This is a genomic window from Propionibacterium sp. oral taxon 192 str. F0372 (assembly GCF_000413315.1).
GTDB lineage: Bacteria > Actinomycetota > Actinomycetes > Propionibacteriales > Propionibacteriaceae > Brooklawnia.
In genome coordinates, this window is the sequence record NZ_KE340297.1 from 1453062 (window position 1) to 1465668 (window position 12607).

Here is a 12607-nt window from a genome sequence, read left to right on the forward strand (position 1 = left end):
GTTGCAGAAGATAGTGATGAACTTCGCCGATTCTAGGCCGCTTCGGCCACAGACCTGCTTGCCGCAGTCGCGGTGTTGCCGCCGGATTGCGCCCGGGAAATCAAGCGGCCGGTGGGAGGGGAGCGGGTTCGGCGTCGTGGTTACCGTCGCACCACTGGTCGACGGGCACCGTGGCCTTGACTTCCTCGATATGTCGACCGCATCCGTCCCAGGTCGTCTTGCCGCACACCTCACACGTGACTGGCTTGCACATGGCACTCCCAACTCTCGATGTCATCCATTCTGCCTGAAGCGAGCCTCGGCAACAACTGGTTGAAATATCAACTTATTCCGTGCAGCATGGTGCCGTGAAAGCTTTCGGATTCCTCAGTTTTGGTCATCACGCGGTCGCGGGTCAGCTCGGGCCCGACGCGGGTGAAATGTTGCGCATTGAACTTGAACTGGCCCAGGCTGCGGACGAGCTTGGCGTCAACGGCGCCTACTTCCGGGTGCATCACTTCGCCCCGCAGGGTGCGGCTGCGATGCCTTTGCTCGCTGCGATCGCCGCGTCGACCAAGTACATCGAAGTCGGCACCGGGGTGATCGACATGCGTTAGCGCATGTAGCGGTTGCAACACCCGTTCACGTAAGCTTGGTTGCATGGTCGAACTGGTATCGCTGAGGAAGACGAACGAGGTTGCGGCGTACGTCCGCGCCTCGATGGACCGCAAGGGCGACCGATGGACCGTCGAGACCCAGCTGAGAAAGATCAGGGCGCTGGCCGAGGCCAAGGACTGGAAGGTCGTCGAGGTCTACGACGACAACGCGGTGTCCGCGACGAAGAAGCGCCGTGCTGGCACTCGGTGGGCCGAGATGCTGGAGGACGCCCGTGCGGGCAAGTTCTCGATGGTGGTCGCCGTGGACATGGACCGGCTCCTGCGTAGCACGAAGGACCTGAACACACTGATCGATCTCGGCCTGCGTGTCGTCACCGTTGACGGCGAGATCGACCTCTCGACGGCGGACGGGGAGTTCCGGGCGACGATGCTCGCCGCTCTCGCCCGGTTCGAGGCACGACGCAAGGCCGAGCGACAAATCAGGTCGAACGAGCGCCGACGCGCCGAGGGCATCCCCACGTCCGCCTGGAAGGCGTTCGGCTGGACGAGGGACGGCGAGTTGATCGAGGAGGAGGCCGCCGCCGTACGGCGGGCCTTCGATGCGTTCCTCGGCGAGCCGTCCCTGTCGATCCGGCGAATCCGCGAGGACCTGAACAGCGCCGGTCACTTCACCGCGCGTGGGTCGGAGTTCTCCGTCGATGCTGTGCGCTACCTGCTCGCGAACCCGCTTTACTGTGGCTACATCAAGCACTACGCGTCGGGCGAGCTGTACCCGGTTCAGGGCGAGGCGTTCCCGCCCATCGTCGGCGAGCAGACGTGGCGGGCCGCGGTGGCGAAGCTGGAGGACAACGTGCGGAGGTCGGCGAGGCAGGGGAACCAGCCGAAGTATCTCCTGTCCACGATCGGGCTGTGCGGGAAGTGCGGCGCGACGCTCGTCTCGGGGACGAACAACCGCAAGCAGCCGACGTACCGCTGCGGCGAGCAGTTCCATCTCACCCGCCAGCGCGAGCCCGTCGATGCGATGGTCACCGAGGCGGTGCTCACGCGTCTGTCCTCGGTGGACGTGCACGACCTCGTGATGCCACAGGAGGACGATGGGCCGGATCGCGAGGAGCTGCTGACGGAGCGGAACGCCCTGGTCGATCGGGTGAAGGAGCTGAGCCCGCTGCTGCGCGACATCCATCAGCCGGTCCTGGAGATAACGGCAGCGATCAACGACGTGAAGGCCCGCATCGACGAGATCGACGCGGAGCTGCTCGACCGTTCGGTGTCGGCGGCGGCGAAGCTGCTCGCGGACGTCGAGGAGCCGGTCGGCACCGCGGAGCGCCGCGAGGTGGTCGAGGCGAAGTGGAAGGTGTTGGACGTGGACCGCCGCCGGATGCTCGTGGACGAGCTGGTGACGGTGACCATCGAGCCCATCACGCCCGGTCACGTGAAATTCGACCCCGACCTGATTCGGATAGAGCCGCGTCGCGACTGAGTCATGAGTCGACTCGTCATTGCAATGGTGAGTCGACTCGTGGGAGACTGGTTGCAGACAAGAAGATCCCACCGGGGCCGCGACTTAGAAGCGCGGGGTTCTGCTCCCGGATGAGTAGCCGGTCAAACAGCCCAATTACCGTGGCGGGGAACCGGAAGATACTCATGTCTGAGGACTTCCGATGTCTGTCGTTATCGACGTTCCCCGCGCATCCGCGCTCGACCGCCCTGGCCTCGATCAGGGCTCCACTCCTTCTCCGCAGGCAGACGGCCTCGATCCCGTCATCGCCGCCGCTCGTGCTGCTGGTCGTCTGGCCGGTGAACGCCTGGCTCGCACGCCCCTGACCCCGCGACAGCGCGCCGCGGTCGCCGCCGTGATGGGCGGTGGTCACTGATGAGCGCCAACTCCGCCGCCTTCGACCACGTGAACGGCTTCCGCTGGCGACAGGGCGACCCCTCCCTCGCCGAGTCCGAGGCACGTCTCTACGACCTCGGCGTGCTCCGCTCCGTGCTGGAGGAGTCCGTCGAGATCGCCGTCGCCGACGCCCGCGCCGATGGGGTGACCTGGGCGAAGATCGGCGACGCCCTCGGCGTCACGCACCAGGCTGTCATCAAGCGCTACGGCCGGGGCGGTGGTCGCTGATGCGCGCCGACGCACGCAACCTCAGCACCGCTCCCGCCGACCTGACCCCGCCCGGAGGGCCTGGCCTGGCACCCGCCGAAGGCGGGCTGCCCGTCGTCGTGATGACGGTCCGCAGCCGTGCTTCGCACTCTAAGAGTTTCGGGAGCCTCATTCGTTCCTACGGGCGCGGCAAGGGCTTGTCGATTGCCGCGTCCTGCAACAACGTGCCTGGTCAGCGGTCGGTTCCGCCCGCGCTCCGTCGCGTGGCCTCGTGGGATCATTTTGGGTCTCATTTGGGGGTCAATAGGGGGTCATTTAGGCGCCGCACTCTCTCTGAGGCCCTCCGCGCTGTCCGCGGCGGGGGTGGTCGCCGTGGCTAAGCAGGAGAACAACCCGACGAGCATCGGGCTCACGCAGTACCTCGATCCGTCGTACTGGACCTGGGCTGCCGAGGACCCGAACGGGGCCGCGCTGCTCCAGCAGGGAGCCGAGGCGATCCTCGCCTACGTGGTGCAGCGGCTCGAGGCCACCGGCTGCGAGGTCGTCGAGGCCTACGGCATCGTGCATGACAAGGACGAGCGCGAGGTCTGGAGCGACACGGAGAAGGCTCTGGTGATCAAGCCGAAGCCCGATCACCTGCACGCGGTCATCAAGTTCGCCAGCCGTGCGAAGAGCGCACCGCTGGATCGGCTCGCGTTCGGCATCGGCGTCGAGCCCCAGTACGTCGAGAAGCCGGGCCGCGGGCGGTACGCCTACGACAACATGCTGTCGTATCTGACGCACGTGAAGTACGCGGACAAGCACCAATACGCGCCTTCGGAGGTCGCTACGGTGCGTGGGCCTGACTACCTCGGGATCGACGCCCAGCGTCGGGAGACCTGGCTCAAGGGGCGCGCGCACGTGAAGAAGAAGGTCGTCGCCGAGAACTTCGAGGACATGCGCGAGCGCGTGCTCCAGGGCGAGTTCACGCGGGATCAGATCATGCTCACGGACGAGCTGTTCGACATCTACTCGCGGCATCAGCGGGAGATCGACGACGCGCTGTCGGCCTACGGCCAGCGCCGCGCATACCGGGCGGCGGCGAAGCTCCGCGCCGGTGAGTTCTCGACGCACGTGGTGTTCGTCCATGGGGATGCCGGGATCGGCAAGACCCGGTTCGCCACGGACTTCATCACCGAGGCGATCAACGCGGCGAACGCGCACGGCGAGCGGTGGCAGGTCTACCGGGCCGCGACGGGGAACCCGCTTGATGACTGGCGAGGCGAGGAGGTGCTGCTGCTGGACGATCTGCGGGCCTCGGCGATGGATGCGAACGACTGGCTGCTGCTGCTTGATCCGTACAACGCCTCGCCTGCGAAGGCTCGGTACAAGAACAAGGGCGAGGTGGCCCCGCGCCTTATCGTCATCACGGCGACGATCGAGCCTGTCGAGTTCTTCTACTACGCCCGCCAGAAGGGCAACGTGGACGAGGCGTTGGACCAGTTCATCCGCCGCTTGGCCTCGGTCGTGAAGGTCTATCGTGCCGACGACATCAATCGTTACCTCGTGCAGCACATTGGGAAGATCGAGCCCTACGAGTGGCACCAGTGCAGCATCCCGACCGCCGCACACACGCCCGGCATGTACGGCAACGCGTATCACCAGAACGTCGGGTCGCGGGAGCTGACCTACGGTCCGGAGACCTCGGCGGAACATGACGCTGAGGGCGCGGTTGCTGAGCTGCTGGGCGGGCTCGCGGTGCGGAGCCCTGACGTGCCGCTGGCGCTGATCGGAGGTGCCGCATGAGCACCGAACGCGATGCGCTCCTCCAGGGGGTCGAGGGGGCCGGAGGCCCCTCGCAAGCAGCCGGGGAGGACATGAGCGCCAGCGAAATGTCCGACACGGCTACTGCTTGCCACTCTGGCGTACAGGTGGAGCAGCAGACCGACTCCCAGGTGAACACCGGTCGGGCTGATGCGGAGGCTGTGCGTCAGAGTCACGGCGGCGCGAAGCGTCGTCGTGGGGGCCGCGCGAAGCTCGATACCGACTTCGGAGAGGAGACGCTCGCGGCGCTTCGCACTCGTGCGAAGCGGCTCGGGCTGGCTCCGAGCACGTGGGTGCGGACCGTCGTCCGGGATGCCCTCCACGCCTCTCGGAGCGAGGAGTTGGACGCCGCCGTGGCCGCGCACCTGCTCGGGGTCGAGGCGCGGGTGCAGGCGTCGGCGGATGCTCGCGAGCTGGCCGCGCAGATTCGCCCGCTGGCGATCAACGTCAACGACCTCGACCGCCGGGCGCGGGCTGGTGAGTCAGTGGCGCTGTCGGCGGAGGTGCCCGAGCTGATCGAGTTGCTGCGCGAGGTCCGCGCCCTGCTCGGGGATCGGGCGGCCTCATGAGCACCACGCACTACAGCCCGAGCGCCAGCGCCGCCGACACGGAGCGCTATATCCGTGGCAAGGAGGACGAGCGGGGCATCGCGATCACGTGCGATGTGCCGGGAGGCCCCGGCGCGTTCTCGGCGCGCGCTCGGTCGCTCACGCAGAACACGACGCGCGAGGTCGAGGCGGTGCATTACCGCCAGTCGTTCAGCGACGAGGAGTTCGACCCGAAGAGTCCGGAGGACGTGCAGCGGGTGAACGATCTCGGTTATCAGCTCGCGAAGAAGATGCACCCGGATTCCGACTGCCTCGTAGTCAGTCATGTGGATGGGCGGGGCAAGAAGCCGCACAACCACATCTTGGTCATCAACCACAACAACCGGACGGGGAAGGCGCTCTCGGACTATCGCACGTTCCACGACCGCAAGGCCGGGAATCAGCGGGGCGTCCAGTCGGCGAACGACCAGCTGATGCGAGAACACGGGCTCTCGGTCGTGAAGCGGCTGGAGCACGCACCGAAGGACTGGGAGCTGCGCCGCGAGGACTTCGCCGAGGGATCGCTCGACCGCGAGATGGGCGACCGGATGAGCGCGGCGCTGGCCGATCCCCGGGCGGTGGACAAGGCCGGTCTGGTCTCGGTGATCGAGGAGCAGAACCAGCGGCTCGGCGATGACGGGGAGCGGGTGCCGCGGATGCGGTTGCACAGCCCCGTCAGCAAGAAGGGCAAGCGCGCCGGGCAAGAGACCTGGACGCTCTACATCGAGGATCGCCGCGGCGAGTCCGGCCGCGCCGAGCGCCGCAAGCGCGCGAGCGCCCTCTCGGCGGACTTCACCCCGGAGGGCGCGCAGGCGTTCTTCGACTACCACCAGCAGCAGAAGGAGAAGGAACATGAGCGCAGCGCTCGACAGGCTGAAGCAGCAGAACGAGCCCGAGCAGTCGCAGCAGCAGCTCGGCAGTCCGGAGACGATGGAGCTGTTGACCTCGATCCTCGCCGCCGTCGAGGCGCAGAACACGAGGATCGCCACGCTGACCGAACAGCAGAAGAAGCTCGCGGGGTTCGTGAAGGTCATGGACGAGGAGACGACGAGGCGGCTGGAGCGGATCACGGCCCCGGCGTCGACCTCCTCGCCCTCCAGCGACGTGTCCGCGAGGATCGCGAGTATCGAGAGCAGGCAGAACGAGATCGCGAGCACGCTCGGCGAGTTCGCGCAGAGTCTCAACGGCGAGAGCTTGAACGCCGCGTCGCGGAGCTTGGTCGCGGAGGCGCAGAAGAATCGCGCGGCTACGGCCTCGGCGATTGAGGGTCTGAAGGCGCAGGTCACAGCGAACCAGAAGCTCGTGAGCCAGGTCGGCGGCGCGGTCCAGCGGATCGAGAAGCGCACCGAGGAACGGGTCGAGAAGGCTGTCGAGCAGGTCGCCGGGGAGGCTTCGGCCACGATGACCGCGAGCCTCGACGCCTCGAACGCGCGGGCGGAGCGGATCATCGCCGCGACGGCGAAGCTGGAGGCGCGACAGCTCTGGTCCGCCGCCGCCGCGATGTGCCTCGTTCTCCTGCCGGTGGCCGTGGTCGTCGCCGGTCTCTGGATGGGCATCGCCGGGCTCATCACGGGTGTTCAGTGGGCGCTGGACGTGGACGGGAGCGTGTGGCTCGGCATCGGCCGGTGGCTCGTGGTCGGCGCTGGCCTCGCCGGGGCCGGCTACGGGCTCTTCGCGTCCGTCCGCTGGGTTGCGGGTCTCGTGGAGACCTGGAAGGGCCGCGGGATGCCGAAGTGGCCCCGCTGGCGCAAGAGGTGATCACGCCTCACGAGGGCAAGCGCGCGCAGCGCGTGCGGCAGCCGCGACAACTGGACATTAGGTCAGCGGCTGCTGTATAGTTCAGTGCATGCTGACCATTGCTTCGCGTCTTGACGTCATGAACCGGCTCGGCCGGGCCATGGCCGACCCGACGCGCTCCCGCATCCTGATGTCCCTGCTCGACAGCCCGAGCCACCCCGCGGTGCTCTCGCGCGAGCTGGGGCTGACCCGCTCGAACGTGTCCAACCACCTGACCTGCCTGCGCGACTGCGGGATCGTGGTCGCCGAGCCCGAGGGCCGCCAGACTCGCTACGAGATCGCCGACCCGCACCTGGCCGCGGCGCTGACGGCACTGGTCGATGTGACCCTCGCCGTGGACGAGAGCGCGCCGTGCATCGACCCGGCCTGCTCGGTGCCGGGCTGCTGCGCCGCGAGCAGTTCGGGGGACGCCTCGTGAGCGCCGCCTGCGGCTGCGACGAGCCGACGACCAGCCCCGCGGACGAGGCAGAGGAGGCAGAGCGCCCGTGGTGGCGTGATCCCGGCCTGGTCGTGCCGATCCTCTCCGGCGTCGCGTTCGGCACCGGCCTGGCGCTGGAGTGGTCGGGGCTGCACATCGCGGCGCTGGTCGCGTTCTGGGCGGGCCTGCTGCTGGGCGCGTACACGTTCGTGCCCGGTGCGATCCGGAATCTCGTTGTGAAGCGCAAGCTCGGGATCGCGCTGCTGATGACGATCAGCGCCGTGGGCGCGGTGATCCTCGGCTACGTCGAGGAGGCGGCCGCGCTGGCGTTCCTCTACTCGATCGCCGAGGCCCTGGAGGACAAGGCGATGGACCGCGCCCGCGGCGGGCTGCGCGCGCTGCTGAAGCTCGTGCCGGAGACCGCGACCGTGCTGCGCGACGGGACCTCCGCCTCGGTCCCGGCCAGGGAGATCGCCGTCGGCGACGTGCTGCTGGTCCGCCCTGGCGAGCGGGTCGCGACCGATGGGCTGGTCCGCTCGGGCCGGTCGAGCCTGGACACTTCGGCGATCACCGGTGAATCGATCCCGGTCGAGGTCGCGCCCGGAGAAGCGGTGTCGGCGGGCGCGATCAACAGCGCCGGCGTGCTGGAGGTCGAGGCGACCGCCGCGGGCACCGACAACTCGCTGACCACGATCGTGGAGCTGGTAGAGCAGGCCCAGGCCGAGAAGGGCGACCGAGCCCGGATCGCTGACCGGATCGCCCGCCCGCTGGTGCCCGGCGTGATGGTCCTCGCCGTCCTCGTCGGCGTGCTCGGGTCCCTGCTCGGCGACCCGGAGACCTGGATCACCCGCGCCCTGGTCGTCCTCGTCGCGGCCAGCCCCTGCGCGCTGGCGATCGCGGTGCCCGTCACCGTGGTCTCCGCGATCGGCGCGGCGACCAAGTTCGGCGTCGTCATCAAGAGCGGGGCCGCCTTCGAGCGCCTCGGCGGCATCCGGCACCTGGCCGTGGACAAGACCGGCACTCTGACCCGCAACCGGCCCGAGGTAACCGCCATCGTCGCCGCCCATGGGTTCGACGATGCGCAGGTGCTTGCTTGGGCTGCCGCCGTGGAGCAGCACTCGACGCACCCACTCGCCGCCGCCATCGCCGCCGCGGGCCGGGGAACCCCCGCCGCGCAGGACGTGGCCGAGGAGGCCGGGCACGGCATCGGTGGCCTGGTCGACGGCCGCAGGGTGGCGGTGGGCAGTCCGCGCTGGATCGACGCCGGTCCGCTCAAGGCCCGGGTCGAGGACCTGGAGGCCGAGGGGCAGACCTGCGTGCTCGTCACCGTCGACGGCTTCCTGGCCGGGGCGATCGGCGTCCGCGACGAGCTGCGCCCCGAGGTCCCCGAGGTCGTGCGGACCCTGCGCGACCAGGGCGTCGAGGTGAGCATGCTCACCGGCGACAACTCCCGCACCGCTGCTGCGCTGGCGAAGCTGGCCGGGATCGGCGACGTGCACGCCGAGCTGCGTCCCGAGGACAAGGCTCGCATCGTCGCCGGGTTCTCGGAGACGTCGCCGACCGCGATGATCGGCGACGGCATCAACGACGCGCCCGCCCTGGCCGGGGCGACCGTGGGCATCGCGATGGGCGCGACCGGCTCCGACGCCGCGATCGAGTCCGCCGACGTCGCCTTCACCGGCCACGACCTCGGCCTCATCCCGCAGGCTCTGCGCCACGCCCGCCGCGGCGGCAGGATCATCAACCAGAACATCGTGCTGTCCTTGGCGATCATCACTGTGCTGCTGCCGCTGGCGATCACCGGCGTGCTCGGCCTGGCAGCGGTCGTCCTCGTGCACGAGGTCGCCGAAGTCGTCGTCATCGCCAACGGACTGCGGGCTGCGCGTGCCCGCAAGCAATAGGTGTTCCGTCCAACGCCATAACTCAGACATGCGCTACGAGAACCCTCTGCATCTGGCAGAGGAGGCTGCGGGGCTCGATTTGCTGGCCGACAACCGCATTGCCCTGGGCATCTCGCGGGGTTCCCCCGAGCCTGCCGACAAGGGCTGGGAATCCTTCGGGTACACCGCTGATGAGCCGAATGGCGCCGACATGGCTCGCGCCAAGTGGGATCGCTTCCTGCATGCGATCGACGGTCATCAGATGGCGACGGCCGCACCGGCCGGTCAGCAGTACCCGAACCTTTACCACCCGGGCACCCCGCTGCCGGTCTTCCCGCATTCCGAAGGGCTGCGCAGACGGATCTGGTGGGGTTCGGGTACCAATGCCTCCGCGGAACAGGCCGCCCGCGATGGGGTGAACCTGATGAGTTCCACCCTGGTCTCCGAAGCGGATGGGTCGTCTCTGGGTGAGATTCAGGCACGACAGATCCAGTTCTTCCGCGAAGCCTGGAAGCAGGCGGGTCACGACTGGAACCCGCGGGTGTCGGTGTCGCGGTCGATCTTCCCGTTGGTTACTGAGCGTGATCACCAGCTATTCGGATTGCATGGCGAATCACGCGATCAAATCGGCTCGATCGAGGGCGCCACCCGCACCACATTCGGGCGTTCCTATGCCGCCGAACCTGATGTACTCATCGAGCAGTTGAAGGCGGACCCAGCCATCGCCTTGGCCGACACATTGATGCTCACCATTCCCAACGTCTTGGGAGTTGAGGTGAATCTGTCGATCCTGCAAAATTTCGCCGAGCATGTCGCCCCGGCGCTGGGGTGGGTGCCCAGCACCGAGGGCCCGGTGAGTGGTTACACTCTCGACTGAGATGTGTCGGCCTGAGGGTCAGGCCAGGGACAAGAACAATTTCTCTAGATCCTTGATGTCGGTTGAGCCGTCCTGGAGACGTTGTTCCAGTCCGGTCGCGATAACGGCGAATCCGGCCCGGCCCACCGCCTTAGAAACCGCAGAGAGCTGGGTGGCAACATCTTTGCAATCCCTGCCCTCCTCGATCATCCGGATGATTCCGCCGAGCTGGCCCTGTGCACGCTTCAAACGATTGATGATGGCCTCGGTCTTCTCTGGCCGCAGTTCCATGATGGTTCCTCCTCGATGTTCCCCGCTTATCGATGTTCCCCGCGGGCATTCAACCATGTTTGGCGGGCAAGTTGGGTGAGGCAGGAGGGCGACTCGGTTTCCTTATCCTTCTTGTGCTGGATGAGGACGGGTGAGATTCGGTGGAAAGAGGGCGACTCGGGGTTGCAAAGTTGTCTGGACGGTGAGGTGGTGCCCCCATGACGGGTAGTCTCATGGGTGCCGCACTGCCGTCGACATGGAGATGAGATGAGCGCACAGAATCCCGGAGCCCCTGGCAACTTCCAGCCGCCGGTTGTTCCGCCCCAACCCGTCCAGCCCGCCGCACCAGCGGGGAACCCTGCGCCGATGGGTGCACCAGTGGGGAATCCTGCGCCGATGGGTGCACCAGCACCAGCCCCAGCGCAGGCAGCCGTAGCGCAGGCAGGTGCAGCCGCAGCGGCTCCGGGGCCCTTGGCTCCGCCCGCTACGTCCTCCGTGCTGACCTTGGAGGCCCCAGCTGCCCCGCCGGTGGTCCAGGCCACCCAGGCGCCTGAGATGGCCCCGCCGGTCACCGAGGAGCAACGCCCCGCCCTCGATGCCAAGGTCTCCTCCTTCATGGGGGCTCTACTGTCCGAGCAGGCCGGTTCCCCGGAATTTGCAGCCCAGGCCAATGCCGTGACGTCGATGGGCGATGCCGACATTCGTCGTGCAGCAGAGACGTCGAACCGGCTGCTGGACACCCCTTTGCGGGAAATGAAAACCGGCGGGCTGACCGACGTGTCCAAGGTGTCCAACACCTTGGTCGAGTTGCGTCGCACGGTTGAAACCCTCGATCCTTCCCAGGCCAGCGCCTCCAAGAAATTCCTTGGGTTCATTCCCTTCGGCACCAAGATGCAGGACTACTTCCGCAAGTACCAGTCCTCTCAGGAGCATCTGAACGCCATCCTGCATGCCCTGCGTCAGGGGCAGGACGAGCTGACCAGGGACAACGTTTCCCTCAACATGGAAAAGCAGGTTCTGTGGGACACCATGTCACGGCTGAACCAGTACATCTATCTAGCCGAGCAGCTCGACACCCAGCTGTCGGCAGCCATCGCCGAATTGCAGGTGACCGACCCGGCCAAGGCAGATGCTCTCAGCAAGGACGTTCTGTTCTACGTGCGTCAGAAACACCAGGACCTGTTGACCCAGCTCGCGGTCTCCATCCAGGGCTACCTGGCGATGGACATCATCATCAAGAACAACGTCGAGTTGATCAAGGGGGTTGATCGTGCATCGACGACGACCGTCTCGGCGCTGCGCACCGCGGTCATCACCGCTCAGGCCTTGGGTAACCAGAAGCTGGTGCTCGATCAGATCGCTGCGTTGAACACGACGACCTCCAATCTGATCGCATCCACCTCCGAACTGCTGAAGAACAATTCGGTGGCGATCCAGGAGCAGGCCGCATCGTCGATGGTCTCGATTGAGGCTTTGCAGAAGGCTTTCGCGAATATCTACGAGACCATGGATTCGATCGACAACTTCAAGATCCAAGCGCTCAACACCATGTCGCAGACCGTGGGGGTGCTGGAGAACGAGGTGGCCAAGTCGCGTGCCTACCTTGACCGGGCCAGGCAGGCCGATGCGAATTCCCAGATCGCCGCCGGGAATTTCACCCTGCCGGGTGACGGCCGAGCCTGAGATGGGGCTCTTCGACTGGATACATGGCGACGACCGGGAGCAAGCTGCTGACCTCCCGGTCGCCGCACCCCCCACCTCCGACGACATTGAGGCCGCATTGAAGCGGGCCGAGCAGATGGTGCTGGAGGCCCAAGTGCCCACCGCCGTGTTGGCCCGCACCCTGCGCATCATCACCGTGGTGCGCCAGATCGTCCCGCGGTTGGGGAATCTCGGCCTGCAATCCCAAGAGGCCTACACCGTCGTCGCGACCTCCACCGACTATCTTCCTGAATCACTCGCCTCCTATCTAGCCCTTCCTCGCGACTGGGCCGACACCCGCGAAGTGGCCAATGGGAAGTCGTCGTTGCTGCTGCTCATCGACCAACTCGACCTGCTGGGGGTGACGATCGATCGCATGTACGACGCTGCGAACCGTCAGGATGCCGCATCCCTGGCTGCTCAGGGCGTCTTCCTCAACGAGAAACTTGGTGGGGTGCGCACCGTCGTGCGCATGGAGGAGAGCGCTCCAGCAAAAAACAACCCCCTGGATCTGGACTGACGTGTGGCGATGCTCCAGTTCGTCCGCTCACCGGTTGAGGCTGAGGCGACCTGGACGGGCGCGTGTGGGAATGTCGTG

General features: G+C 66.9%; 14 protein-coding genes. 13 read left to right on the plus strand and 1 reads right to left on the minus strand.

All coding sequences use genetic code 11. From position 1 onward, the window contains the following. Positions 1-347 precede the first annotated feature (347 nt). The 11 genes from HMPREF1531_RS06780 (at position 348) to HMPREF1531_RS06825 (ending at position 10059) form a co-directional block, all read left to right on the plus strand. Positions 348-596 (plus strand): LLM class flavin-dependent oxidoreductase, encoded by a 249-nt coding sequence (locus HMPREF1531_RS06780; protein WP_036898624.1) that lies wholly within the window; start codon positions 348-350, stop codon positions 594-596. A gap of 43 nt (positions 597-639) precedes the next feature. Then, the gene (locus tag HMPREF1531_RS06785; RefSeq protein WP_016669194.1) at positions 640-2076 is read left to right on the plus strand and encodes a recombinase family protein; all 1437 of its coding nucleotides are present in this window, start codon (positions 640-642) and stop codon (positions 2074-2076) included. Positions 2077-2257: 181 nt separating this feature from the next. Next, positions 2258-2470 carry a hypothetical protein gene (locus tag HMPREF1531_RS13240; protein ID WP_003780572.1) on the plus strand — a complete coding sequence of 71 codons (213 nt, stop codon included), beginning with the start codon at positions 2258-2260 and terminating at the stop codon, positions 2468-2470. Next, a complete protein-coding gene (locus HMPREF1531_RS06795) occupies positions 2470-2718 on the plus strand; it encodes a hypothetical protein (RefSeq protein WP_003780556.1) in 249 nt (82 codons plus the stop codon). Before HMPREF1531_RS13240 ends, HMPREF1531_RS06795 begins: the two co-directional genes overlap by 1 nt. A 351-nt stretch (positions 2719-3069) precedes the next feature. After that, positions 3070-4482, plus strand: coding sequence for a Rep family protein (locus HMPREF1531_RS06800; RefSeq protein ID WP_016669196.1), 1413 nt, complete (start codon positions 3070-3072; stop codon positions 4480-4482). Next, positions 4479-5069: a hypothetical protein gene (locus HMPREF1531_RS06805; protein WP_016669197.1), complete on the plus strand. Its 591-nt coding sequence runs from the start codon at positions 4479-4481 to the stop codon at positions 5067-5069. Before HMPREF1531_RS06800 ends, HMPREF1531_RS06805 begins: the two co-directional genes overlap by 4 nt. Then, positions 5066-6352 carry a relaxase/mobilization nuclease domain-containing protein gene (locus HMPREF1531_RS13250; RefSeq protein ID WP_009397940.1) on the plus strand — a complete coding sequence of 429 codons (1287 nt, stop codon included), beginning with the start codon at positions 5066-5068 and terminating at the stop codon, positions 6350-6352. The genes HMPREF1531_RS06805 and HMPREF1531_RS13250 overlap by 4 nt, the downstream gene beginning before the upstream one ends. A 37-nt stretch (positions 6353-6389) precedes the next feature. Then, entirely contained in the window at positions 6390-6845 is a 456-nt protein-coding gene (locus HMPREF1531_RS13255; protein ID WP_017195603.1) for a hypothetical protein, read from the plus strand. A gap of 88 nt (positions 6846-6933) precedes the next feature. Next, positions 6934-7302 carry a Cd(II)/Pb(II)-sensing metalloregulatory transcriptional regulator CmtR gene (cmtR, locus tag HMPREF1531_RS06815; protein WP_003780589.1) on the plus strand — a complete coding sequence of 123 codons (369 nt, stop codon included), beginning with the start codon at positions 6934-6936 and terminating at the stop codon, positions 7300-7302. Then, the gene (locus HMPREF1531_RS06820; protein ID WP_003780583.1) at positions 7299-9203 is read left to right on the plus strand and encodes a heavy metal translocating P-type ATPase; all 1905 of its coding nucleotides are present in this window, start codon (positions 7299-7301) and stop codon (positions 9201-9203) included. Before cmtR ends, HMPREF1531_RS06820 begins: the two co-directional genes overlap by 4 nt. Positions 9204-9231: 28 nt before the next feature. Further along, the gene (locus HMPREF1531_RS06825; protein WP_016669199.1) at positions 9232-10059 is read left to right on the plus strand and encodes an LLM class flavin-dependent oxidoreductase; all 828 of its coding nucleotides are present in this window, start codon (positions 9232-9234) and stop codon (positions 10057-10059) included. Between the two features lie 18 nt (positions 10060-10077). Here the strand turns inward: HMPREF1531_RS06825 and HMPREF1531_RS06830 are convergent, their stop codons facing one another. Then, a complete protein-coding gene (locus HMPREF1531_RS06830; RefSeq protein ID WP_016669200.1) occupies positions 10078-10329 on the minus strand; it encodes a metal-sensitive transcriptional regulator in 252 nt (83 codons plus the stop codon). A 246-nt stretch (positions 10330-10575) separates the two neighbouring features. Here HMPREF1531_RS06830 and HMPREF1531_RS06835 point away from each other — a divergent pair, with 246 nt between their 5' ends. Together HMPREF1531_RS06835 and HMPREF1531_RS06840 are read left to right on the plus strand one after the other, a co-directional pair. Then, entirely contained in the window at positions 10576-11991 is a 1416-nt protein-coding gene (locus HMPREF1531_RS06835) for a toxic anion resistance protein (protein WP_016669201.1), read from the plus strand. After that, positions 11975-12529 (plus strand): hypothetical protein, encoded by a 555-nt coding sequence (locus HMPREF1531_RS06840; RefSeq protein WP_198011004.1) that lies wholly within the window; start codon positions 11975-11977, stop codon positions 12527-12529. Before HMPREF1531_RS06835 ends, HMPREF1531_RS06840 begins: the two co-directional genes overlap by 17 nt. Positions 12530-12607 lie beyond the last annotated feature (78 nt).

Bases quoted from the DNA above. Each gene is read 5' to 3' on its own strand.
- HMPREF1531_RS06785 (WP_016669194.1), top strand. From the start codon at position 640: ATGGTCGAACTGGTATCGCTGAGGAAGACGAACGAGGTTGCGGCGTAC.
- HMPREF1531_RS13240 (WP_003780572.1), top strand. From the start codon at position 2,258: ATGTCTGTCGTTATCGACGTTCCCCGCGCATCCGCGCTCGACCGCCCT.
- HMPREF1531_RS06795 (WP_003780556.1), top strand. From the start codon at position 2,470: ATGAGCGCCAACTCCGCCGCCTTCGACCACGTGAACGGCTTCCGCTGG.
- HMPREF1531_RS06805 (WP_016669197.1), top strand. From the start codon at position 4,479: ATGAGCACCGAACGCGATGCGCTCCTCCAGGGGGTCGAGGGGGCCGGA.
- HMPREF1531_RS13250 (WP_009397940.1), top strand. From the start codon at position 5,066: ATGAGCACCACGCACTACAGCCCGAGCGCCAGCGCCGCCGACACGGAG.
- cmtR (WP_003780589.1), top strand. From the start codon at position 6,934: ATGCTGACCATTGCTTCGCGTCTTGACGTCATGAACCGGCTCGGCCGG.
- HMPREF1531_RS06825 (WP_016669199.1), top strand. From the start codon at position 9,232: ATGCGCTACGAGAACCCTCTGCATCTGGCAGAGGAGGCTGCGGGGCTC.
- HMPREF1531_RS06830 (WP_016669200.1), bottom strand. From the start codon at position 10,329: ATGGAACTGCGGCCAGAGAAGACCGAGGCCATCATCAATCGTTTGAAG.
- HMPREF1531_RS06835 (WP_016669201.1), top strand. From the start codon at position 10,576: ATGAGCGCACAGAATCCCGGAGCCCCTGGCAACTTCCAGCCGCCGGTT.